The organism is Paenibacillus sp. FSL H7-0756 (genome assembly GCF_038006765.1).
In the GTDB taxonomy this organism is placed as follows: domain Bacteria; phylum Bacillota; class Bacilli; order Paenibacillales; family Paenibacillaceae; genus Paenibacillus_AQ.
This window is the reverse complement of the sequence record NZ_JBBOVT010000003.1, coordinates 1,738,361-1,761,990: the sequence shown is the minus strand read 5'-3', so window position 1 is coordinate 1,761,990 and position 23,630 is coordinate 1,738,361. Positions and strand designations below refer to the sequence as shown.

The 23,630-nt window shown below is 54.1% G+C and carries 22 protein-coding genes; 8 read left to right on the top strand and 14 right to left on the bottom strand.

Annotation, left to right across the window (positions count from 1 at the left end):
• Positions 1 to 10: 10 nt before the first annotated feature.
• Genes NST04_RS33455 through NST04_RS33445 form a run of 3 tightly spaced genes read right to left on the bottom strand, consistent with a single transcriptional unit; the run spans position 11 to position 3,087 of the window.
• Entirely contained in the window at positions 11 to 838 is an 828-nt protein-coding gene (locus NST04_RS33455; protein ID WP_341188045.1) for a hypothetical protein, read from the bottom strand.
• Positions 820 to 1,704 carry a hypothetical protein gene (locus tag NST04_RS33450; RefSeq protein ID WP_341188044.1) on the bottom strand — a complete coding sequence of 295 codons (885 nt, stop codon included), beginning with the start codon at positions 1,702 to 1,704 and terminating at the stop codon, positions 820 to 822. Before NST04_RS33450 ends, NST04_RS33455 begins: the two co-directional genes overlap by 19 nt.
• Positions 1,705 to 3,087, bottom strand: coding sequence for a hypothetical protein (locus NST04_RS33445; RefSeq protein WP_341188043.1), 1,383 nt, complete (start codon positions 3,085 to 3,087; stop codon positions 1,705 to 1,707). It lies immediately after the preceding gene.
• Positions 3,088 to 3,243: 156 nt separating this feature from the next.
• Here NST04_RS33445 and NST04_RS33440 point away from each other — a divergent pair, with 156 nt between their 5' ends.
• Positions 3,244 to 3,663 (top strand): prepilin peptidase, encoded by a 420-nt coding sequence (locus NST04_RS33440; protein ID WP_341188042.1) that lies wholly within the window; start codon positions 3,244 to 3,246, stop codon positions 3,661 to 3,663.
• Positions 3,664 to 3,924: 261 nt separating this feature from the next.
• Here the strand turns inward: NST04_RS33440 and NST04_RS33435 are convergent, their stop codons facing one another.
• Positions 3,925 to 4,578, bottom strand: a complete 654-nt coding sequence (locus NST04_RS33435) for a deoxynucleoside kinase (protein WP_340754917.1) — start codon at positions 4,576 to 4,578, stop codon at positions 3,925 to 3,927.
• On the bottom strand, positions 4,575 to 5,198 hold the full coding sequence (locus NST04_RS33430; protein ID WP_341188041.1) for a deoxynucleoside kinase: 624 nt from the start codon (positions 5,196 to 5,198) through the stop codon (positions 4,575 to 4,577). The genes NST04_RS33435 and NST04_RS33430 overlap by 4 nt, the downstream gene beginning before the upstream one ends.
• Positions 5,199 to 5,390: 192 nt before the next feature.
• Here NST04_RS33430 and NST04_RS33425 point away from each other — a divergent pair, with 192 nt between their 5' ends.
• Positions 5,391 to 6,923 carry a stalk domain-containing protein gene (locus NST04_RS33425; protein ID WP_341188040.1) on the top strand — a complete coding sequence of 511 codons (1,533 nt, stop codon included), beginning with the start codon at positions 5,391 to 5,393 and terminating at the stop codon, positions 6,921 to 6,923.
• Positions 6,924 to 7,274: 351 nt separating this feature from the next.
• Here NST04_RS33425 and nspC read toward each other — a convergent pair whose 3' ends face one another.
• The 3 genes from nspC to NST04_RS33410 all read right to left on the bottom strand — a co-directional run bounded on the left by nspC (position 7,275) and on the right by NST04_RS33410 (position 11,017).
• Entirely contained in the window at positions 7,275 to 8,411 is a 1,137-nt protein-coding gene (nspC, locus tag NST04_RS33420) for a carboxynorspermidine decarboxylase (protein ID WP_341188136.1), read from the bottom strand.
• Between the two features lie 26 nt (positions 8,412 to 8,437).
• Positions 8,438 to 9,637: a saccharopine dehydrogenase family protein gene (locus NST04_RS33415; protein WP_036702452.1), complete on the bottom strand. Its 1,200-nt coding sequence runs from the start codon at positions 9,635 to 9,637 to the stop codon at positions 8,438 to 8,440.
• A gap of 528 nt (positions 9,638 to 10,165) precedes the next feature.
• Positions 10,166 to 11,017 carry an AraC family transcriptional regulator gene (locus NST04_RS33410; protein WP_341188039.1) on the bottom strand — a complete coding sequence of 284 codons (852 nt, stop codon included), beginning with the start codon at positions 11,015 to 11,017 and terminating at the stop codon, positions 10,166 to 10,168.
• Between the two features lie 111 nt (positions 11,018 to 11,128).
• Here NST04_RS33410 and NST04_RS33405 point away from each other — a divergent pair, with 111 nt between their 5' ends.
• Positions 11,129 to 12,952: an acyltransferase gene (locus NST04_RS33405; RefSeq protein ID WP_341188038.1), complete on the top strand. Its 1,824-nt coding sequence runs from the start codon at positions 11,129 to 11,131 to the stop codon at positions 12,950 to 12,952.
• Positions 12,953 to 13,120: 168 nt separating this feature from the next.
• Here NST04_RS33405 and NST04_RS33400 read toward each other — a convergent pair whose 3' ends face one another.
• Positions 13,121 to 13,327 (bottom strand): hypothetical protein, encoded by a 207-nt coding sequence (locus NST04_RS33400; protein WP_036702456.1) that lies wholly within the window; start codon positions 13,325 to 13,327, stop codon positions 13,121 to 13,123.
• A gap of 19 nt (positions 13,328 to 13,346) precedes the next feature.
• The gene (locus tag NST04_RS33395; RefSeq protein ID WP_341188135.1) at positions 13,347 to 13,964 is read right to left on the bottom strand and encodes an ATP-dependent Clp protease proteolytic subunit; all 618 of its coding nucleotides are present in this window, start codon (positions 13,962 to 13,964) and stop codon (positions 13,347 to 13,349) included.
• Positions 13,965 to 14,101: 137 nt separating this feature from the next.
• Here NST04_RS33395 and NST04_RS33390 point away from each other — a divergent pair, with 137 nt between their 5' ends.
• Together NST04_RS33390 and NST04_RS33385 are read left to right on the top strand one after the other, a co-directional pair.
• Positions 14,102 to 14,872 (top strand): RNA polymerase sigma factor, encoded by a 771-nt coding sequence (locus NST04_RS33390; RefSeq protein ID WP_341188037.1) that lies wholly within the window; start codon positions 14,102 to 14,104, stop codon positions 14,870 to 14,872.
• Positions 14,873 to 14,927: 55 nt separating this feature from the next.
• Positions 14,928 to 15,827, top strand: a complete 900-nt coding sequence (locus NST04_RS33385; RefSeq protein ID WP_341188036.1) for an NAD-dependent epimerase/dehydratase family protein — start codon at positions 14,928 to 14,930, stop codon at positions 15,825 to 15,827.
• Here NST04_RS33385 and NST04_RS33380 read toward each other — a convergent pair.
• On the bottom strand, positions 15,807 to 17,888 hold the full coding sequence (locus NST04_RS33380) for a methyl-accepting chemotaxis protein (RefSeq protein ID WP_341188035.1): 2,082 nt from the start codon (positions 17,886 to 17,888) through the stop codon (positions 15,807 to 15,809). The genes NST04_RS33385 and NST04_RS33380 overlap by 21 nt on opposite strands.
• A gap of 207 nt (positions 17,889 to 18,095) precedes the next feature.
• Between NST04_RS33380 and NST04_RS33375 the strand changes: the two genes are divergently transcribed.
• The 3 genes from NST04_RS33375 to NST04_RS33365 all read left to right on the top strand — a co-directional run bounded on the left by NST04_RS33375 (position 18,096) and on the right by NST04_RS33365 (position 19,661).
• Positions 18,096 to 18,221 carry a hypothetical protein gene (locus NST04_RS33375; protein WP_341188034.1) on the top strand — a complete coding sequence of 42 codons (126 nt, stop codon included), beginning with the start codon at positions 18,096 to 18,098 and terminating at the stop codon, positions 18,219 to 18,221.
• Positions 18,222 to 18,545: 324 nt separating this feature from the next.
• A complete protein-coding gene (locus tag NST04_RS33370; protein ID WP_341188033.1) occupies positions 18,546 to 19,115 on the top strand; it encodes a YdeI/OmpD-associated family protein in 570 nt (189 codons plus the stop codon).
• A gap of 411 nt (positions 19,116 to 19,526) precedes the next feature.
• Positions 19,527 to 19,661 carry a hypothetical protein gene (locus NST04_RS33365; RefSeq protein WP_341188032.1) on the top strand — a complete coding sequence of 45 codons (135 nt, stop codon included), beginning with the start codon at positions 19,527 to 19,529 and terminating at the stop codon, positions 19,659 to 19,661.
• A gap of 219 nt (positions 19,662 to 19,880) precedes the next feature.
• Here the strand turns inward: NST04_RS33365 and NST04_RS33360 are convergent, their stop codons facing one another.
• From NST04_RS33360 to NST04_RS33350, 3 genes are all read right to left on the bottom strand, one after another.
• A complete protein-coding gene (locus tag NST04_RS33360) occupies positions 19,881 to 21,053 on the bottom strand; it encodes an N-acetylglucosamine-6-phosphate deacetylase (RefSeq protein WP_341188031.1) in 1,173 nt (390 codons plus the stop codon).
• Entirely contained in the window at positions 21,050 to 21,829 is a 780-nt protein-coding gene (locus NST04_RS33355) for a glucosamine-6-phosphate deaminase (protein WP_341188030.1), read from the bottom strand. The genes NST04_RS33360 and NST04_RS33355 overlap by 4 nt, the downstream gene beginning before the upstream one ends.
• A gap of 149 nt (positions 21,830 to 21,978) precedes the next feature.
• Positions 21,979 to 23,622, bottom strand: coding sequence for a response regulator transcription factor (locus tag NST04_RS33350; protein WP_341188029.1), 1,644 nt, complete (start codon positions 23,620 to 23,622; stop codon positions 21,979 to 21,981).
• Positions 23,623 to 23,630 lie beyond the last annotated feature (8 nt).

Genomic DNA, 23,630 nt, shown 5'->3' with positions numbered 1-23,630 from the left:
CAGGCCTCCTTCACTGATTAATAATGGAATCCCGCAAACGGTTCATTTCCTTCATGAATGCCTTATTTTGCAGCGGATGATCTTTAACATATAGCTTGCCGTCCTGGGTGTACGCCGCTGCGGCCTTCACGAAGGGCAGCGCTGCTGCGATCTGAAAGCCCATCTGCTTGAACACCTTATAATCCAGCCCGATCTCATGCAGGTTCATCATAATCACACTGGTGAACTTGGCTGTGCTGATGCCAATGGAAGCGGCAAAGTCCAGCAGCTTGGTCATATTGCCCGGAGCCTCGATCCGCTCGGCTGCTGTAAAATATCCGATATGGCAGTGCTTCATCGCCCCCGTGCAGAATTCGAGTGGAGGATTATATGGAATGTCCAGCAGGATAATATCGAACATTCCCTTAAGTGTGGCTAATACCTGTTCAATGTGCGCGAAACCAAATTCGAAGTATTCCTCCAGCAGATCATAGGGACTGGGGGAGAGCAGATACAGGTTCTCCTCTGAAGTAGAAGCAATATCTTCACGCATATCCGCTTTATCGCTTTTGAGCACCCGGATCAGCCCTTTTCCTCTGGCGGGAGGGTCTACACCAAACAGATAGTAGAGGTTCGGATTGAACACTTTAAAATCCACGATGCAGGTGTTAAAGCCTTGCTGCGCCAGCAGATAGCCTAAATTGCCGATCAGCATGGCCTGATCTGTCCCTTCACAGGCCGGCAAGAAACCAATAACACTATAGATCAGCGGGCTGTCCCGAAACTCGGCTCCGACCAGCTCCTTGGAGGATATCTTGCGGAAGATGCTCTCCAGTTTTTTTACTTCTTTTCGATCCATGATTCCACCTCATTTTGCAGTGTAGGCAGCTCATCCATAATTACCGTGCTGCCGCTTCTGCTGAGCATCGTAATCAGAAAGCTTTTGCTGTCCAGGCTTTTGTATTTGGCATACTTGTTAATCTCCTCACCTGAGCCTTCCAGCAGCAGAGCCTTGGGCTGAATGCTCTTCAGGAAATCGTCGCTGCGCATAACCTCCTGCCGCTTGTCCTCGCTCAGCTTCAGCACTTCCTTGTATACCTCATAGATCGAATGGCTGTTCGCGTTGAGCATATCCTTGATGACAATACTGTCGAACAGAATCTCGGTCTTCGTAACGGAGGACTGTGAGGAGTTGAATACGGCATTAGGATTGCCTCCTGCTCCAGAAGCTGCAGCTTCTTCCACATTGTAGGACACCCGGATACGGACACGGTCTCCCGGCATCAGAATGTCTCCGCCAGCCTCAAGGAAGTTGTAGGGCAGGGTGAGGACTTCCTGCTTCTCACCCAGCTTATACAGCCATTCATTCTTGACCGGCTTCTCATCCAGCAGCTGATCCTCATACAGCACACTATTATCCCGAATATAATATTTCGTGAACTTGCCCAGTACTTCAGGGAGCTTGTCCGCCAGCACCATATCGGATGTATACTCTGTGCGGATAATGTTATAGGTCTCCACTTGCTTCTCTGTCAGCACCGTAAAGGCGGGCAGCCCTCCCTTTTCTGTGAGCCGCAGCACCTCTACCGTATCACGGGCATCCTGGCTGGCGTTGGTGATGACTATGTATGAGACGACAATGACGATCAGACTGAACAGTACTGCAACTATTCGTTTCAACAGGTTCCGGTTGGGAGCCACATTTTTTACACCTCTGATATCCATCTACCCCGAACCCTCCATCAATCTAAGAAGTATGGTGCCGAACGCCCGCTCGAACTCCGGTCCGCTGTTCACAATCGGGATATCACTTTCGATCTGCTGGTCAAATTCGGCACTGGCAGGCACGTAGCCGGCCAGTGCCGGTTCGTACCGGAAGCTGTCACTGAGGCCCGAGCCGAGCAGCTCACCGACCTTCTCCGGGGTAAACAGGTCACCGTGATAACGGAAGCTGTGATTATAGCGGGTGACAATCACTTTGGTCTTGGCATTGAGATAGGCGGCAGAATCCCGGTCAAGCACTAATTCAATATTCCGCAGGGTGCTTAGCACCGAATACAGGTTGTTAGGAACACACAGTCCGAAGGTATCCATATGAATCAGCGCACTCTCCATCTGCCGCATGGCATCCAGGGGAAGATCGAGTACGACAAGGTTGAAGTTATTCCGCAGAGCCGATAACAATCCGGCCAGCTTCTCGCTGGTGTAGAATTGCTGAATCGCCCGCTTGTCCTGGAATCCGTAGCTGAGTGTAGTCATCCACAGATTCCCTTGGACAGGAAAAGCATTGGTCCTGTAATCCTGCGGCTTCGCCAGCATCCGGATCAAGGAACTCCCCAGATGCTCATCCTTGTGCGCCTGTTCATCAAATCCGCTGAAATACAAGTTAATCCCTCTGTATTCAGTATCCATATCCACAAGAATAGTGTTCAGTCCGCGTTTTGCAGCTTCTGCCGCCAGATTGACCGCGGTGCTCGTCAGCCCGCTGCCCCGGTGTCCGGTCACCGCCACGACCCGGCTCATCCCCCGGCTGATGTTCGCCAGCTCCCGGGAGAGCGAATCAGTGGACTGGAAGGTTTCTGTATCCTTGCCTTTGGAACGGAACCTGTCCAGGAAAGAACGCTTCTTGGCCTTCAGCTCACCCGGTTCACTCTCCCGGGCTGGCGTGAAGCGCATTTCTAGGCTGCCTGATCCTAGCCCATTATTCCTCTGACGATCTGCAAGCTGTGCCAAAGCCTGCTTCACCAATGCGATTGGCAGCCTGGGCGTATGATATTCAAGAACACTGAGCCCCAGATATTGTCTTACAAGCGATGACCAGGCTTCTCTCTGACCCGGGTCTCTCGTTAATATAATTACCGGAGTGTCTTCCCGTGTCTGGGATAGATGCTCTAACAAAGTATGAACAGACTCCTTGTCAGCAGCCAGTCCGTCCGGCAATCCTTCGTCTGTAATCACAACAGCTTCCGGTCCGGGAAGGGTGGAATTCTGCAATAATCCGGCTGTATCCCGGACCCGCAGGCTCCCGTCATTCATCGTGGTCCACGGATCTGCGATATGGGCAGTGATGTACCCGTGAGCTATACCTGCGAGTAGAAGTACCCTCATCTTCAATCCTCTTTCATTGTGAATTTGCCTGGTATAGAACCCCGGCCTTCAGCCTTGACACAATACGGCACATCATGAGAAAATTTTCCATAAAACGACTAATAGTGCAGAGCACAAAACCCAGCACAGCACACAGAATCCGAGGCGGTGTCCTATATGAAACTCCTATTGTTATCCAGCCTTATGCTAATACTGATCTTATGTAGCTTAAGTGATATCCGCCGGCGCAAGATTCCCAATATGCTGACAGCCTTAATTCTGGGAATGGGCATTCTTCATATGATCCTGTACGGGTCTCTGCTGAACTCGCTTAACGGTTTGCTTCTTCCCGCCGCCCCCCTTCTTCTCTTGCGCAGGTACTCCCGTTCGATTGGAGCAGGAGACATTAAGCTAATCTCGGCTGTAGGGGTATGGCTGGGAGGACTCCTCAATCTGGCCCTGTTCGGTGCGGCTTGTCTGTTATGTGCTGCGGTTCTGCTCTTGAAGCGGACCTACCGGCAGGATATTCCCGGCTCCGTGCCCTTCGCTCCTTTTCTTACTGTTCCAGTCATTCTGACCGTGTTAATTATGTATTAACTTGATTTGATTTAGCTTTATTCAATTGGTAATATTTCCTTATGTTTTTAATTAATCCAATGGCAGGTGATTTGAAACAGGCCCTATTACCCAAATTAAGGTGCAAATGCGAAATATTATACAGACCTATAGACAGCAAAATTTTCCGGCGAACCGCTTATTATGATGTAGATCAATCGAACTAAACGTTCGTCCTAACGAAAAAGAGCGTTCCACAGTCTCTATCGGCTGTGAAACGCTCTTTTTTTGTAAATAAACACTTTATGCTTGTGCCGCCCGCTGCCCGATCGTCCGTCCTACCTGCTCCAGGATCGCAGACACCGAAGCCGGGTCCTTCACATCGTACTCGTCAATATTCAGCCGCAGCACCGGGCAGGCGCTGAATTCGTTGATCCACTGGGAATAGCGGCCGTGCATATGCTCCCAGTAGGAGACGTCAGTCTGGATCTCCATCTCGCGTCCGCGCTCATTAATGCGGGTCAGGATCGAAGGCAGGCTACCTTCAATATAGATCAGCACATCGGGATGCGGGAAGTATGGCGTCATCACCATAGCCTCGTAGAGGCTGGTGTAGGTTGCGTAATCTGTCGGGGACATGGTGCCTTGGTCGGCGTGCATTTTTGCGAAAATCCCGGTGTCTTCATAAATCGAACGGTCCTGCACGAACCCGCCGCCCAGCTCGAACATCTTCTTCTGCTCCTTGAAGCGTTCCGCCAGGAAATAGATCTGCAGGTGGAAGCTCCACCGCTCAAAATCGTGGTAGAACTTCTCCAGGTACGGGTTATGATCCACCTGCTCCAGCGAGGTCTGGAAATTCAGGCGCTGCGCGAGTGCTGCGGTCAGCGTCGACTTGCCGACGCCTACGGTACCGGCTACCGTGATAATTGCATTGTCCGGGATGTTGTAACTGTTCATTTCATAAGCTCCTTTACTTGCTTTGCGATGGTGTTGAAATCTTCGGGATTTTCTACGAAATCCACCTGATTTCCGTCGATGGTAACGATAACGGTGGACGGTTCGCGGCGGGCCAGGGAGGCCATCGCATCGTCATAATCCTCAATTAACTGCTGGAGGTAGGCAGGGGCAATGATCTCTTCAAATGTACGCGCGCGCTTGGCAATCCGGGCCAGCAGCGTATCCAGGTTCGCCCGGATATACAAAATGATGTTCGGTTTGGGGAAATCATCGGTCAGAATATGATAGATCTCCCGGTATTTGTCCCGTTTCGATCCCTTCAGCGTCCGTTCCCCGAAGATCAGATTCTTATAGATATGATAATCCGAAATGACCGGCTTCCCTTGATCTATGTACTGCACAGTCGTGTCTTCAAGCTGCTTGAACCGGTTGCAGAGAAAGAACATCTCAAGCTGGAAGCTCCAGTCGTCCATATTCTGATAGAACTTGTCCAGAAACGGGTTCTCGTCGACAATTTCTTTAATGACCGGAAGCTGCAGTTCGGTGGCGAGCATCGTGGCGAGGGTGGTTTTACCGGCTCCAATCGGGCCTTCCACGGCTATAAAAGGTGCATGTTTCATTAACGCTAATTTCCTCCTCAAGTACGGACAATTCCAAAAAAACAGACTAAATTATTGTACCACAGGAGCGCTGCCAGCAACGGTTAATTTTCAAAGAAACTTTTCAGGGCCAAGCAGCGTCTATATTCAAGGTAATATATTCTTTTATTTACCTAATTCAGTAATTTTCTAAAGAGAGTAGAGGATATCGTGATGAAAAAAAGAAATTTGCTTGTGAGCATGGTGATGGGTTTGACGGCTTGTCTGACTGTTGGGACTCCCGAGGCTGCAACAGCAGCAGCGAGTGGCGGTGGCTCAGGCATCTCTTCCTACGGACCTGACTATCTGATTAAGGATGACGGGACCCTGTGGGTCTGGGGGGAGACGAAGTCCGTACCTACGCAGGTGCATGGACTACAAGATGTACAGGCTTCTTTCCCGCTATATTACAGTGCAATGGTAACCACCAAGGATGGCTCGGTCTGGAAGTGGGAGAGTAATGCCCGAACCATGGCCATTGAAGTTACACCTGTGCCCGAATTGAAGAATATAACCAGTTTTCAAAGAGTATACCCGCGTCATTTGGCAGTCACTGGAGAGGGTGCGGTATATACTTCAGTTACGTCAACCGACGATAATACGACTCCTCCGTTTGCACCTGTTCCTGGCTTGGATCACGTTGCATCCATCTCCCAATATTCCGAGAGCAACAAGCTTAACAATAAGTATAGCGACTGGCAGCGTTATCTGTTCCTGAAGACAGACGGGACGGTCTGGACCAGCATCGACGAACTTGCCACTTTTACACCAGTTCCCAATTTGAAGGATATTGTCCAGCTCGAACAGAATTATGCGCTCAGCAAGGATGGCAGCGTCTGGACCTGGCCGGACCAGGATAGTTATTTACCGGAAACCAATAGTGACCCGGCGAAGATAACTGCAACTCCTTTTTCCGGCTTAAAAGATATTCGAACCCTCTACAACAATGGACGCAGCCGGCTCGCGATTGACAAGCAATCCCGTCTCTGGTTCTGGGGCTCCACAGTCACCGGATATTCGGATGGAACCACCTATCAGGATGAACCCGTTCCGGTTGTCTTCTCAGGAATCAGCAAGGTGACCGATGCCTACATTGTTGAGCAATCTATTGTCGCACTGACGGCAGACGGAAAAGTCTATGCAGCTTCGATTGCCGCAGAACTGATGTCGCCGAATGCAAAGTTTCCCCTGCTCGCTTCCGGTATCCAGTCAATAAAAGGCGGCGGAAGACACGTCATTATGCAGAAGAACGACGGCACTCTCTGGGGGTGGGGCGTGAACAAGAATGCTGAGCTCGGGTACGGTACTTATGAATTCAGCTACAAAGAGCCTGTCCCGATGCAGAAGCCGATCTCCGTTAGCCTGAATGGTGAATCCATCGCCTTCACCAATGGTGTCATTACCCGTAACGGACAGAATTTCATTCCGCTGCGTTCACTGTTCACCAAGATGGGAGCTACTATCGGTTATTCCATGGACAAAGTGGTAACGATCACCGGTACCACTGCCGACAAAACGCCGCTAACCATCGTCATCAAGACCGTGAACGGAGCTACCACTGTAAATGGTAAAAGTGTCACTCTGGCAACGCCGCCGTTTGTAGTTAATGGTACCGTCTACCTGCCGCTGCGCTTCATCAGCGAACAGCTTGGCGCCAAGGTCGACTGGCTGCCGCAGGAGAGCAGAATTGCGATTAGTATGAAGTAAGGGGGATAGAGGGAAACCAGGGGTCGAGATAGCATCCAAATGTTGCACATTATGCAGGATTTCTGGCTGAGTAAGGAGCAAAGATGCGAATTGTTGTACTTTTTGCAGGATTTCCCGCGGTTTGTCGGGTCAGACAGCCTATTGTTGCATTTTGTGCAGGATTTCAGGCAGATGGACGGATCGGGGGCAGTAATGTTTCATTTTTTGCAGCTTTTCCAGCGGCGGGGAGCGGAGCGACAATTGGCAATATCGCAGACTGTCCGCTAGCAAGCCGCCCCTTCCATCCCCCACCCAAAAAGCGCCCCCTCAGCCAAAGCTGAAGGGGCGCTTCTATTATTATCATCTACCCGATTAAGACAACCGGCCGCTAAAGTCACTGTATTCGAACTCGCGGATCACCTTGAGGCCTTCTTCTTCATTATAAGAAGCAATGGCCGGGAGGTTCACGCCGTTGAACATGTGGTTCTTCACCATGGAGTAATGCGCCATGTCGGTGAAGATCAGCTTATCGCCGTATTTCAGCGGCTCCGGGAAGGAATAATCGCCGATGACATCCCCCGCCAGACAGGTCATGCCGCCCAGCCGGTAGGTGTGGGCGAATTCGCCCGGTTCTCCGGCCCCGATAATCCCCGGACGATACGGCATCGCCAGCACATCCGGCATATGGCATTCGGCAGAGGTATCGAGAATCGCGATATCCATGCCGTTATGCATCGTATCGAGTACCGTTGCTACCAGATAACCGGTATTCAAGGCAATCGCCTCGCCCGGCTCCAGATAGATCTCCACGTTGTACGTCTGCTTCATATGCAGAATGCACTTGATCAGGGTGTCCAGATCATAGTCAGGACGGGTAATATGATGCCCGCCGCCGAAATTCAGCCACTTCATACTGTGCAGATACTGCCCGAACTTCTCTTCGACCACCTTGAGCGTACGCTCCAGCGTATCCGAGTTCTGTTCGCACATCGTATGGAAATGCAGGCCGTCAATGCCGTCCAGCTCGTCCGGCCGGAAGTTCGGCAGGGTTACGCCCATACGGGAGAAGTTGTAGCAAGGATCATACAGCGGCACTTCAATCTCGGAATACTCCGGATTGACGCGAATCCCGCAGCTAATCTGCTTCGGTGCGTTCTGCACGCGCTGCTTGAAGCGGCTCCATTGGTCGAACGAGTTGAACACCATATGATCGCTGTAACGAAGCAGCTCATCGAACTCGCGGTCGACATAAGCCGGTGCATAGACATGGACCTCTTTGCCCATCTCCTCGAAGCCCAGCCGGGCCTCGAACAGGGAGCTGGAGGTTACGCCATGCAGGTATTTGCCGACCAGCGGGTACATGGCATGCATGGAGAAGCCTTTTTGCGCAAGCAGAATCTTCGCTCCGCTCTTCTCCTGCACATAGTTCAGGGTCTCCAGGTTCTTCGTCAGCAGCCGTTCATCCACCAGGTACGCCGGCGACGGCAGATTGCTGATATCAATATCGATGTCCTTGTTCTTCATGGCCATGCGCCTTAATCCAGCAGCGTCGGCGAGAAATCTTCTTGCCAAGGCAGGCCGTGTTTGTTAAGAGCATCCATGAACGGATCTGGATCGAACTCTTCGATATTGTGTACACCCGGTTTGTTCCAGATGCCTTTGATAATCATCATTGCCCCGATCATCGCAGGAACGCCGGTAGTGTAGGAAATGGCCTGTGAGCCAACCTCTCTATAGCACTCTTCGTGATCGCAGACATTGTAGACATAATAGGTCTTAGGCTGGCCGTCTTTGGTTCCTTGAATGATACAGCCGATATTGGTTTTACCTTTGGTTCTTGGTCCCAGGGAAGCCGGGTCAGGCAGAATAGCCTTCAGGAACTGCAAAGGAATTATCTCTTTACCTTCATAATTGATAGGCTCAATAGAAGTCATGCCCACATTCTCAAGCACCTTCAGGTGAGTCAGATAGTTCTGCGAGAAGGTCATCCAGAAGCGGATCTTCTTCACGCCAGGAATGTTAACAGCCAGTGATTCTAACTCTTCATGGTACAAAAGGTAGATATCCTTCGGGCCGATCTCCGGGAGATCGTATACTTTCTTCTCAGACAGCGGCGCGGTCTCAATCCACTCGCCATTCTCGAAGTAACGTCCGTTCGCAGTAATCTCGCGGATATTAATCTCAGGATTGAAGTTGGTAGCAAACGGATAACCGTGGTCGCCCGCGTTCGCATCCACAATATCAATCGTATGGATCTCGTCAAAATAATGCTTCTGCGCATAGGCCGTAAATACTCCGGTTACGCCAGGGTCGAAGCCGCTGCCGAGCAGCGCTGTAATTCCGGCCTTCTCGAATCTTTCCTTGTACGCCCATTGCCAGGAATATTCAAACTTCGCAGTATCCTGCGGTTCGTAGTTGGCTGTATCTACATAGTGCACTCCGGTAGCCAGGCAGGCATCCATGATCGTCAGATCCTGGTAAGGAAGAGCCACATTAATCACGACATCCGGCTGGAAGCTCTTGATCAGCTCAATGACTTCTTCCGTGTTGTCAGCATCCAGCTTGGCCGTAGAAATCTTAGTCAGGCCCCCGTCCAGCTTCTCTTTGAGCGCATCGCACTTCGACACCGTACGGCTGGCAATGCAAATCTCTTCGAATACATCCGGGTTCTGGCAGCATTTATGAACAACAACGCTCGCTACACCGCCAGCGCCAATAATTAACGCTTTTCCCAAATTAATAACCCCCTAATTATGCTTAAGTTATTAGTTATTAGCCTTGCTGCTCTGGAACAGGCTACATCCTATGAAAAATCAACAACGCTGATTATACAGAAACTTTCTCAATAAATCAATAAAATCCGACAAAAACTGTGATCTTCCGTGTAAAATCTGCAGTTTTCTACATTAATACTCTGTTATTCACTTCATTGCACTGAAATCCTTCGTTTTCCTTCGCTTTTAACCTTAATAAATTGAGAACCAGCTTAGGGTCGCGTCCACATTTCAGTCCATCAGGCCAACCGGATAATTATATCACAACGGCGGTGTTGTTCAACTTTTTATTTTAAATTTAAGCAAGGCAGCCGGACAAAAGTGCAAATGAGGCACATTATAATAACTTACCCGTTTTTCGCTGCCGTTAACTGATAAGTGTAAAGGTCGCCCAATGTTGACTAATCTGATCCGATCCGGTCCGGTCCATTCGTTTATTATGCGTAACCCTGCCTTTCCCATACCTCTGTCATACCTGGGCGTTGCGGATTAACCAGACCTCATCGCAGACGGCGGTTGTCCGCTGAGCTGCTTGAAGGCTTTGCTGAAATGAAACTCATCGCTGTATCCGCAGGCGGCCGCAATCTCCTTCAGGGTTAGCCTGGTATACAGCAGCTGCTTCTTCGCATGCTCATAGCGGATCTCACTTAAATACCCTTTGGGACTCTTGTGCAGATATTGCTGAAAAAGACTGCGTACATACGAGGAGGATATGCCGTAGCGCACCGCCAGCTCATGGATCTGCAAGGGTTCACTGTAGCGCCGCTCCAGCTCCTCTTTCATCCGTAAGAATAATTCGTATCCCTGCCCCCGGTCAGGAAGGCCGCTCTCCTTAGCCTGAAATAATTCGTACAAAAGCTGATAGAGCAGCGCCTTAGTCTTAAGCTGGCTTCCGGGACTGCCCGGAACAAAATCTCCGGCAATCTGGCGGAAGAGCTGACCCAGCGCTCTGCCCGGCTCCCTCCCCGGCTTCAGGCGGAAAGGTAAAGGCAGCACAGGAAGCGGCTCTACCCTCCCCTGATTGTCCGCTGAAGGCGACATTGTATACAGCGAGAGCAGGATCATGGTGATCCGCAGAGGCATCCCGCCTCCGCTGCTCATCTCCATGGACAGTCCCGGCCGCAGATAGAACAGCATATCCGGCGACACCGGGTGCTCCTCTGTATCTGTACAGAACACTCCCTCCCCCTCCTGAATCCAGTATAGGCTGTGGACATGTATATTCTGACGGATATCCCTCCAGTGCGGGAAGGTGGTCTTGTCATGAATCCAGTGGATATCTATCACCAGATTCTGCGGAATCTCCTCCATGAATAGCTCCTCCGTTTCTCGGCCTGTCATTTCTGAAGCGTTTTTGACATGCCAATTCTGTTCATTATACCATGCCACTCCCCTGTATTCATTGCTACACTTAGGACATTAACGGCTGGAATGATGAAGGAGAGATACCAGATGACTGAAACCTTATCCACTACGGCACAAGCCCTGGATTACATGCCTTGGATTGGCCTGTCCGAACAAGAAAGGCTTCAGCAGGACCGGCACCAGCAGCAGCTTGCTGCCGATTATCCCTGCACCTTCGGAGAAGCCTGCTTCGTCTCGCCGCAAGCCATTGTGCTGCCGGATCAGCTTACGCTCGGCGACCGGAGCTACATCGCCGGAGGTGCGATTGTCCGCAGCACACGGCTGGTCACAGGCAGCGACTGCTCTATTAACAGCTATAGTATATTGTCAGGCGATATTACCATGGGAAATGGTGTACGAATTGCTTCCCATGCAAGTCTATACGGCTTCAATCACGGCTATGCCGTGACGGATGTTCCGGTCTTCCGCCAGCCTCTGACAGTCAAGGGCATTGTCATTGGAGATGATGTGTGGATCGGGGCGAATGCCGTGATTCTTGACGGAGTGCGGATCGGGTCGCACAGCATTGTTGCGGCGGGGGCGATCGTAACCCGCGATGTACCGGCGTACAGCATTGTCGGCGGCAATCCGGCCAAGCTGATCCGCAGCCGTCTGGCCGGGAAGACAGTGACAGAAGATCATAAGGAGGATGCAGCAATGGAGATGAAAGAGCAGGCTCGCGAATATGCAGAGCATGTAGCGGATGCGCAGAGACTGTCGTCTGCTGAATATGAGGCAGATACTGCTAAGCTTGAAGGAGCGGGAATGGGCAGCGGAGTACTGCCGCGTGGCAGAGCGGAGCCTGCTCCTTCAAGCCTGTATGAGCAGCTCGCGAATTTCAGCAAGCAGGTGCAAGAGCAGCTAACTCCCCTGCTTGCGTTCTACTCCGAAACGTTAGAGGGAGAGAAGCTGTTCCGGGACCGGCCGGGAGCGGGGCGGACTGTACGGGCCTACTGCGATGCCGTGGAGATCGCTGCGATGTTCGGCAATCTGCCGCCTGGCTGGACGAAGGAGGAGCTGATCGCTACATTAGAGCAGTTCCAGGATAGCCGGACCGGATTATTGCCCGACCCGTGGTCGCCGCCCGGGCCGGAGGATCAGCCGGAGCTGTTGGCCGATCATCTCTCGCGTTATCATCTTCTCGCTGTAGGCTACGCGCTTGAGGTGTTAGGTTCTGCTCTGCCTTATCCCGTTGCCGTGGCCGAGAATATGGATACCGCCACACTGTATCAGCAGCTTGATAGTCTGCCCTGGGCGGACAATGCCTGGGGCGGCGGCGACTGGATTGATTGCTACGCTACCGGGCTGTATCACAATCTGAAGTCCTTCGGCTCCGGCAAGCGCCCGGATGATCTGTTCGGCTGGCTGGCGACGCATTGCCGCCGGGACTCCGGGCTGTGGGGTCTGCCGACTGCGGAGGAGGGCTGGCTGCAGCCGGTGAACGGCTTTTACCGGCTTACCCGCGCTACCTATGCCCAGTTCGGCCTGCCCCTGCCTTACCCGGAGCAGAGCATCGATACCGTGCTGGCTCACAGCCGGGACCGCCGCTTCTTCCGCCTGGATGCGCTGAATGCCTGCAACGTGCTGGATGTCGTCCACCCGCTCTGGCTCTGCCTGAAGCAGAGTGATTACCGGCAGGCGGAGATTCGCGCCTGGGCAGAGAAGCTGCTCGGCGAAGTACTGCCCTTCTGGGTTCCCGGACGCGGCTTTGCCTTCCAGCTGTCGCGCCAGCAGGAGACCGGCCTGCAGGGCACGGAGATGTGGCTGAGCATCGTTTATCTGCTGGCCGATCTGTGCGGGTTAAGCTCCGCTCTGGGCTACTCCCCGAAGGGAGTACACCGCCTGGAGCCTGCCTTCTCGTTATCCGTATAAACGCAGCTTGCGCCCACAAGGCGGCTTGAACTTATTTTCATAAGTGGAAACGAAACGGCTGTGCCATCCTTTAAAAGATGGTACCGTTTCAGCGCAAAAACCCCGTCGTCTCCGCTCGTTCTGAGCAGAGATGACGGGGTTTTGTTCGCTTTTACTTGCAGCTTCCGATTATTGCCCGAAGCCGACGCGCGGACGCTCGCGCTCCTTGGTCTGCAGCTCTACTGCCCGGATCGAGGTAATGGGAATGTAGAGGGTCTGATACTCCGTACTGTATTTCACGAACCGTTCATCCAGCTCCTCCAATACGCCTCCTCTAACACTTGTACCATCCAAAAAATGAATATGAACTTCCTGTCCCTTCAGCGCTTCCAGCATGCTCTTCCTCTCCTTCGTCTTACAAATGGGTGATGATAGTGTCAATAATTCCGTATTCCAGTGCCTCCTCAGCCGACATGAAGTAATCCCGGTCCATATCCTTCTCCACCTTCTCCTTCGGCTGGCCGGTCCGCTCAGCGGTGATCCCGACAATCTTCTCACGGATCTGAAGAATACGTCTGGCGCTGATCGCAATATCGCTGGCCTGCCCCTGCGCCCCGCCATGCGGCTGATGGATCATAATCTCGCTGTTCGGCAGGGCTGATCTTTTGCCAGTGGCTCCCGCAAGCAGCAGCAGTGAGGCGAACGAAGCAGCAAAACCGGTGCAGATCGTGTTGACTTGAGGTTTAATTACCTGCATCGTATCATAAATACCGAAGCCTGCGGTAGTTGAACCTCCCGGGCTGTTGATGAACATCTGAATATCCTTCTCCGGCTCATCGGCCGCGAGGAACAGCAACTGCGCAATAATGCTATTAGCCAGCCCGTCATCAATTGCCGCACCCACGAATACAATCCGGTCCTTCAGCAGCCGGGAATAGATATCATAGGAACGCTCTCCTCTGGCCGTCTGTTCTATCACATAGGGTATTACACTCATTCTGGTATGCCTCCTCTGATCTGTTTTAGTGTGGATACCCTGTAAACGGGTTGCCTGCGCGAAAAGATACGGAAAGCGGAAGAGGTGCGGAAATAGCGGGGTGCGTATCTTTTACATTGTGCCGTTCGTTTATATAATAGAAGCAACGCAACCCATTGAAGGAGAGGGCTACTATGACGATTCTTGAACATCACCGGACACCGGATACGATAGCTATGGATACAAGACATCTTCAGGAGCTGGGAGCAACGCTGCAGCGCTACTGCCTGTCGCTCACACGCTCCCGCTTCGACGCCGACGATCTGGCGCAGGAGACCTGGGCCAAAGCGCTCGGCTACCGCAAATTCACCATCAGCCCCAATCCCGAAGCCCTGCTGCTGCGGATTGCCAAGAATACCTGGATTGACGCTTCCCGCCGCCGGGGATCGCTCATCCGGGCCATGGAACGGTCTGGAGTGTCAACCGATCCAGCTTTTGCAGCGGCAGTCCTAGAGGAGCTGACCGGGACGGAACTGACCTTTCAGGCGCTGCTCGCCCATCTCTCGCCGCCGCAGCGGACCGCCTGGGTCCTCCGCGATGTGCTGGGGTATTCAGCCGCCGAGTCCGCCGGACTCTTGGCAACCACGGAAGGAGCAGTCAAAGCAGCGCTGCACCGTGCACGTCAAGCCTTGAGCAAGGTCCGGGAGGAGCTGATCCAGCATGAAGGTCCCGCGCTTCCGCAGGATGCCGATTACCGGGGTTATCTGCGGGCGCTGGCTGAGGCCTATGAGCAAGGGCAGATTCCAGTATTGCTGGAGCTGCTGCGCCAGGAGAATGCTGGAGAGGTAACTGCTGCTGTAAGTACATTTACTGTTCAGTCCGTGTATTCCATGTTTACAGACAACACCAGATACGCCTATACCCATGGAGTGCCTGCATATGGCGGACTTCGGATGGCTGCATAATACGGATGTAAGGAGCAGTGGCTCTGCTCTGACTATACCTTAGGAGGATGATCCCATGAAGAAGGTGCTTGTGCTTGGAGGGACGAGATTTTTCGGCAAAAGACTGGTGGAGCTGCTGCTCCAGGACCAGGACAGTGAAGTCACCATTCTCACCCGGGGTCTAACTGAGGATACCTTCGGCGAGCGTGTCACCCGGCTGGCTGTGGACCGGACGGATGAAGCGGCTCTTGAGCAGGCTGTCGGGGATACTGTATGGGATATCATCTATGATAACATTTGCTACACGCCGGATGAGGCGGCGGCAGCTGTACGGATCTGGGCGGGGCGGGCCAAGCGGTATATCCTGACTTCCAGCTTATCCGTGTACGATCCGCAGCCGGAGGCGCTGGCTGAAACGGACTTCGATCCTTGGCATTATCCGCTGAAGTCTGGCGGAAAGACGGAAGTCAGTTACCAGGAAGGCAAAAGGCAAGCCGAAGCGGTTCTGCTTCAGACAGCGGATTTCCCGGTGGCTGCGGTGCGTTTTCCGATTGTGCTGGGCACGGATGATTATACGCGCCGGCTGCATTTTCACATCGAGCATGTTCTGGCGGGAAGGCCGGTTGGCATCCCTAATCCGCAGGCGGAGATCTCGTTCATCCGTTCGGACGAAGCGGCTGCTTTCCTGCATTGGCTGGGCCGGGAAGGCTCAGCCGTTACGGGGCCGGTGAACGCCTGCTCGGACGGCACCCTCACCATTGGCGGCGTCATCTCCATCATCGAGCAGATCACCGGAAGGACCGCTATCGTCCAGAGTGAAGCGGCGGAAGGCGACCAATCGCCTTTTGGCATCGGTGCATCCTGGTTCATGGATACGGCAAAAGCCCGCAGCGCGGGCTTCAGCTTCCTGTCCTTATCAGAGTGGTTCCCGGAGCTGGTCTCTTCGCTGACCCGTTCACTTCGCCAGGACCAGTAGCTCCTCCTCCAGTTCTTTGGAGATCTCTTTCTCCGGTTCGTTCACAAGCGTACTCAGGCCGGGTGCAGGCTTATCCTGCACCGGTATTCCCGCAGGCAGGGGCCGGTGAATTCCGGCTTCTGCCTTTTTTTCCGGCTGTTCAGTCAGGTTCGCATGCATCTCCCGCTGTGGCTTGGACTGGATTCTCCCGGCTGTCTCCGCTTCCAGCTTCTCTTCGAGCATCAACTGCCCCGGCACTTCCGCCTTCGCTTTCGATGCCTGTACCCTTCCGCGAACCGTTGTATCTGCATATGCTGAACTTGAATTTGAACCGGAATCTGCTGCTGATTCATGCTCAGATGCTGCTTCCCGTGTAATTCCGTCCTCAGCAGCCTCCGGTATTTTGAACACATTGATCTCCCGGAACAGCCGCTGCGAGATTTCATTAATCTCCCCGGCCTGCCTTGCAATGTCCCCAATAGCCTGATCCTGCTGGGTGCTGGAAGCGTTAACCTCCTGAACTCCGGCCGCCGTCTGCTCGGCTACTGCCGCAACCGAATGTACAGATTCGGCAAGCCGCGAATTGAGGGTACGGGTCTGTTCCACCTTATTGTGAATTTGCCCGATCTGTGTGCTGATGCCTGTAATCGATTCGTCGATAGCGGCGAAGGAAGCCAGGGTCTGCTCCACCTGATGGTCCTGCTGCTCCAGGCTGTCCCGGGTCTCCATCATATGCCCCTGAAAATCCTCCATACCGGCCTGCAGCTCCTGAATAATCCTGCTGATATGCACCGAGGAGTCATTCGTCTGCACAGACAACTGCCGCACCTCATCGGCAATCACGGCGAAGCCTTTGCCTGCTGCTCCGGCCCTGGCCGCTTCAATCGCGGCGTTCAGTGAGAGAATATTCGTCTGCTTCGAGATTTCGGTGATCGAATGGGTAATGCGCGAGATATCCTTGGACTGGTTCACCAGCTTGTCCAGCGCCCCGTAGACCTTGCTGATGGACGCCCGGGAATGCCGGGAGCTCTGGCGCAGCGCTGTAACGGTATCCGAGCCCTGCTGTCTATTCCGGTTAGCGGCTTCACTTGTCGTCAACATGACATCCGTATAGTCAGTAATCTCCTGAACCCCGCAGGCCAGCTCCTCCAGGAGCTGTGTGCTCTGCTCCGACTGGCTGGCCTGCTGGTCTGCCCCAAGCGAAATCTCCTGTATGGTTCTGACAATATTCTGGTTCGTATGCGCTGTAACCGCCGAAGACTGCTCGAAAGATTGCGCGTAATCGGCAAGCGAGCCTGCCGCAGACAAGGTCTGCCGCAGCATCCCCTGTACCCTGCCGACCATATGGTCGAAATGATGGCTCAGCTGTCCCAGCTCATCATTGTACGGAGAGTTAATCTGCTGCCGCAGATCGCCCTCCGCGATCTGTCTGAGCGCCGCCTGCAGCTTGCGCACCGGTGACAGGAACGAGCGGATCAGCAGCCAGGCGAGCACCAGCATGAACAAGGATACTGCAATTGCAGCGTACATCACGATGGATACCGTATCATCCAGCAGAGCGAAGGAGACACCCTGGGCCTGATCGGCATGGGTAGCGGCAGCGGTGTACAGCTCACTGTTGGTCTTCAGCATGTCCTGATTCAGCGCAAGCGCTTTTGTATGTATACCATCTATGGTCTCCAGCACACTCAGCGGATCAAGGGTCTCGTCCGACATCGTCGTTACCAGTTCTTTCGTTAGAGCGCCATATTCCTTTGCTTGTGCAGACAGCAGCTTATAACTGGCAGAAGCAGGCGTACCCTGTTCAAAATTCACCTTGCCCAGCTCCGCAGACAGCTGCTGCTGCTTTTCCCGCAACGGTTCGGCCTGCTCCAGGTCACTGGATTCCGCCAAGGAAGTCTCCGCACGGTTCAGCTCCTGCAGCTGCTGGGTGATGGTTGAGACCGTAATTCTATTCTCCATTTCGCTCTTCTGCCGTTCCATGGATTGCTCGACCTGCTTGATTTTATGTCCCTGGTACAGGGCCACACCCAGAAAAATAAGTGTAATCGCCGAGAAACTCAAGATCAGCTTCCATTTCATCGAAAAGTGCAGCGGCTTCCCCTTCAAAAGTATCATCCCTTCATATCCAGCCTGATTTTGCAATAGGTATATTCTGCTAATACTCTCTAATTGTAAAAGCCGGATATTAATTGTCCTCCTAAGTTATGTATGCGCAGCGTAAAGAATCTGTTGCGATACTGTTAACAAATGTGCAGAATTTAAGGAATGACAGGACTAATAGGACTATTGGGACTATTGGATAGGAACACGGCTTATTTGTACGGGACGATTCGGCCGGTTGGGGTCAGAGAGACAAGGTGGGACAGCAACGGTTGGTGGGACAGCAGCGACTGGTGGGACAACAGCGACTGATGTGACAGCAACCACTGATGGGACAGCAACCACTGATGGGACAGCAGCGACTGGTGGGACTGCAGCGACTGGTGGGACTGCAGCGACAGGCCCGGTTGTTGTACAAATTGCAACATTGATATACCGATAAAAGGGTAATTCTAAAGATTGTTGCACAAAATGCAGGAATATCGCCGCCCAACCCCTTAGAGAAGAGGAAATGCTGCCTTTTGTGCAATATTTTCAGATTAGGATTAGTTTAATGAGGGAGAAGTTGTATAATATGCAGGATTTGTACCAGCAAGAGCGCAGAAGGCATACGCAAGAAGGGACTGAAGAGTAACAGTGAGCATTGAAAATAGGCTTGAAGCTACTTCAAGAGAAGAATTAAGAGATTGGCTAATGGCGAACAGCACCACAGAGGGTTCTTGCTGGATAGAAGTCAGTCTCAAGCCGCTCCCGGGGACGATACTGTATCTGGACGCCGTGGAAGAAGCGCTGTGCTTCGGCTGGATTGACGGGGTGAAAAAGGCGGGGGCTGACTCGAAGCTGGCGCAGAGATTATCCCCGCGCAGCAAGCGCAGCTCATGGACCGAGCTGAATAAGGAGCGCGTCCGCCGCCTGGAGAAGCTGGGACTGATGCGCGCCGAGGGACGGCGGTGCCTGCCGGATATGGATGTAGAAGCTTTTCGGATCGATCCCGTGATTGAGCAGAGATTGAAGGCGGACGAGCAGGTGTACCGCCATTTCCTGGCTTTCCCGGCGCTGTATCAGCGGGTGCGGATCGACACCATTCAGAGCTACATCCGCCAGCCGGAGCTGTTCGAACGCAGATTAGACAAATTCATAGAGAATACCAGAGTGAACAAAATGTACGGCCAATGGCATGACGGCGGGCGTCTGCTGGATTATTAGTTCTGTTGGAGTGTAGTTGTGGTGGATTATTAGTTCTGTTGGTGAGGTTGATTTCGGACAAATTGTCCATACAGTTGGGGCATGTAGATCCTGAATGGTTTGCGCAAGCGGTAGGTGTGGGGATGTGTGATGGGTGCATTGAAAGTAACTGGGGGTTGCTCTGCATGATGGGTATTACATGATGGAGATTACATAATGCATAATGGTTGGAAAAACGTATCTTATTCTAGGTCCTTTGGAGTGTTTGCGGAACTTAGTTGGATTTATGACATTTATGTTCGTGCGAACTCCCTCTATGGCTCTGATGCCAGCATATTAAGTGTCGTTTATCCAACTACGGACTCGCTATGCCCCCTTCCGCCCCTGAACAAGTGCCCAAAATCCAACTGTTCCCTGCGGCTGGGGCTGAGGTTGAAGGTGAGGCTGGTGCTGATGCAGACGATAAGGCTAATTCAGTACACATATGTTGATGCTGATGTGATGCAGCTTGTGGTCCAGGTGCTGGCGCAGACGTTGACGCTAGTGCGTGCATCGCGCAGATGCTAATACGAATGTATGCGGAAAACCGAATACATTTACTATTAATGTTACTGGCGTGGTGCAGACGCTGGCGCAACAGCCATGTCCGTGTCCTTGCCCTGTCCTTGCCTTGCCCAGCCCCTGCCGCTCTAGCCCTCCGTAATCGCTCAATTTGAGCGATTCACTTACATATCATAACAGGCCCCCATAACCTGGGGGCCTGTGCACACCTTACCGCCGCGCCGCTCAGTCCCGGCGGTACACCCAGCCGCCGGCCTGGCACAGCGCCGCCAGCGTAAGCCCGGCACTGCCCGGCCCGGTGCGGCGGATCAGCGCCAGATCGGCCGGTGCCCCGGCCGCCAGGCCCGCCGCCGCCGGCAGGGCCATGAAGCCTGCCGGGCGCACGGACGCCATGTCCCAGGCGTCCGGCAGCGCGGCCAGGCCCGCGGCGCTGAGGCGCGCGATGTGGCGCAGCAGCATCTGCGCCGAGCCCGCCAGCAGCCCGGGCTCGCCGGCGAGATGCAGCCGGCCCGCCGGGGTCAGCACGACACGGCCGCCGACCGGCGTGTCGTAGCTGCCGGGCGCCAGCCCGGCCAGGGCAACGGCATCGCTGACCAGCAGTGCCCGCTGGCCCTTGACCTTCATCGCCACCTTCAGCACCTCCTCCGGGAGGTGGAAGCCGTCGGCGATCAATGTGCACCACAGCTCATCTGCCGCGAGCTGGGTCCACAGGTAGTTCGGATGGCGCGGCAGCATAGCATGCGCGCCATTGCCCAGATGCGTGGACAGCCGCGCTCCGGCGGCTACCGCCCCGGCAATCTGCGCGGCATCCGCTGACGTATGCCCGATGGAGACGGTGATCCCCTGCCGTACACAGTGGCGGATGAACTCCGCGCTCCCCTCCCACTCGGGGGACAGCGTCACGATGGCGATGCGCCCGCCGGAGGCCGCCTGCCACTGATCCAGCAGGGCCGTGTCCGGCGGCCGGATATGCTCCAGGGCATGCGCCCCGCGCGGACCGTCCTCCGGCGAGAGGAACGGGCCCTCCAGATGGATGCCCTTGATGGTTGCCGCGCTGGCTGCGTCCTCGTCACAGGCCCGGGCAAGGGCCCGCATTGCTCCCAGGATGGTATACGGCGCGCCGGTAATCACCGTAGGGTAACAGGCGGTCACCCCCTCCCGCCATACCGCGCGGACTGCCTTCTTGACATCCTCTGCCGTCAGCGCCGGATGATTGAAATCATGTCCGCCATAGCCGTTGATCTGCAGATCGACAAGCCCCGGAGCCACCAGCGGCAGCTCTGCCTGTTCCTCCAGCGTCAGCCGCGTCTCCAGCGGTTCGATAACAGCAATTAAGCCCTCCTCCACCGTAAGCCGGACCGGCTCGCCCGTCCGGTAATGCAGCGCCTCCAGCTTCATGAGAAGACCGCCCCGAAAGAGTCCGTGTCCACAAACATCCGGCAATCTCCATGCTCCCGCAGGATGGTGGACGGACAGGCCGTAGAGATGGTTTCATGCAGCGTACGGGTCACCGCACCGCGCTTGGAAGCGCCCGGTACCATGCAGAACAGCCATTGCGCGGACAGCAGCACCGGAATCGTCAGCGTCAAGGCCTGCTGCGGCACTTCCTCCAGACTGGCAAAACACCCGTCATTCACCTGCTGCCTCCGGCAGATATCATCCAGAACCACCAGCTTCACAGGAAGCGGATCAGCGAAATCGGCTACCGGCGGATCATTAAACGCCAGGTGACCGTTCTCCCCGATGCCAAGACAGACTATATCGATAGGTGCTTCTGCCAGCAGCTGTCCATAACGCCTGCATTCCGCTTCGCTACCAGCGGCAGGATTCAGATAATGAACTGTTCCCGGCCGTACCTTGTCGAACAGCGCCATACGTAGGAAGGCGCCGAAGCTCTGCGGCGAGTCTTCTGGCAGGCCGGTATATTCATCCATATGGAACGCGGTAATCCGGCTCCAGTCCAACTCCTTCGCAGCGGCAAGCTCAGCAAGGAATTCATTCTGCGAGGGGGCGGCGGCGAAGACAATCCGCACCTGCGCTTTGGAGGCCAGCAGCGCCCGGATGGCCCCCGCTGCCTCACGTCCGGCAGCAGCTCCAAGCTGTGCACGGTTTTTGTATACCCGGACAAGCATAGCACCCGACAGCTCGGTATGAATCGGTTTGATCGTCAGCATGGGTAATGCCTCCTTGCTTCAGGGGGTTGTGTGAATCGGTTTGATCGTCAGCATATGAATCGGTTTGATCGTCAGCATGGGTAATGCCTCCTTGCTTCAGAGGGTTGTGTGAATCGGTTTGATCGTTAGCGTATGAATCGGTTTGATCGTCAGCATGGGTAGTGCCTCCTTGCTTCAGGGGGTTGTGCGGAACGGCTGCCTTCCTCTCCCCGGAATTCTCCGGGCGTAGCTCCAGTATGCAGCTTGAACAGCTTCGTGAAATAACTTTTATTCTCATATCCTAACCGCTCGGCAACCTGCTCCACACTTTGCGGAGACTGGTCCAGCCATTCCTTGGCCTGCTCCATTTTGATATGGGTGACGTAGTGGATGAAGCTCATTCCGGTCTCCTTCTTGAACAGACGGCTGAAATAACTCGAATTCAAATGCGTATATTCCGCCACCTCCTCCAGGGTGATCTTCCGGCTCAGATGGCGGTCTACATATTGCTTTACCTTCTTAATCTCCTCCCGGCGGGTCTCCTGGTACATCTCGCGGATATAAGGAAGCCGTTCGTAGAAGAAGGCCAGGGACCAGCTCTCCAGCGTGCCGATATCGTCAATATCTGCCAGGGTATCATGCAGCAGCTCCAGCGAAAAAGTGGACTGGAACTGCTGGCGGGCCATCAGCCGCATCTGATTGTCATAGAGCAGCTTGAGCATCCATTCTTTCACCTGACGCGGGGCATAACGCTTCAGACGGATGTGGTCCATCCATTTGGTCAGCAGCTCCGCAAGCCTGTCCGCTGATTCCTCCAGGAAGGCTTCACGGATCTCATGCGCAGCCTCGGCGTAACGGGTGAACAGGTCCTCCCCGGTGAACGGCGGAAGCTCCTTCAGTCCGGCCAGCTCACCCGGCTTCAGGTAGAAGGCATGCTCCCGGCCTTGGGTTAGCAGCCCTATCAGCCCCTCGCGAAAATGCCCGCTGCCCCGAGGGATACACAGGTATTGAAAGGACGCCCTCACCCCCGGCACGGCTTGAATAGCTGAGCGTAGCCTGCCAAGCATAGAAATGTGTCCGGCCTCTGCCCCGTTCCCCATACCGCCGGTGAAAACCAGTACACAATCACGGCCGCTGTAGGGCAGACATAGGGCGGCATTATTGTCCTGATACACCGACTCAGCCGCCGATGCCACCAGGGACATCCGCGCAAGCTCCTCCCCTGGAGCCTCCCCGCTGTCTCCGCTGATCCGGCAGAGCACAGCGACATGGGCTGTGAGCTCAGGCTGAATGCCCAGCTCGGCAGCGTCACTCTGCCACTCGCTGCCTGACAGCTCCCGGGCAATGATCCGTTCCAGTACCCGTTGCTTCAGCAGCCCCTTTTGATGCTCAGCCATGCTTTTCCATTTCAGCGTCTGGGCCTTCTCTTCATCCCTGCGGCGCAGCTCCACGCCTAATTCCCGGAGCAGATTCGTGATCAGCTCTCTATTCATCGTCTCCTTCAGAATATAGTCGCTCACCATCAGCTTGACCGCCTGCTGCGCATAGGTGAAGTCATCCATGCAGGACAGCACCACCACGCGCACCTCCCCGCATCGCAGCTTGAGCTCGCGGATCAGCTCCAGACCATCCATATACGGCATGCCAATGTCGGTAATCACAATATCCGGCATGTCCGCCCCGGCCTTCTCCAGAGCAACCAGACCGTTCTTGCAGGCCGAATGCAGCGTGAATCCAAGCTCGTCCCAGGGAATCATTGCCGACAGAAAATCCAGTACCGGCTGATCATCATCCACCAGCATTACGCTATACATCACTACCA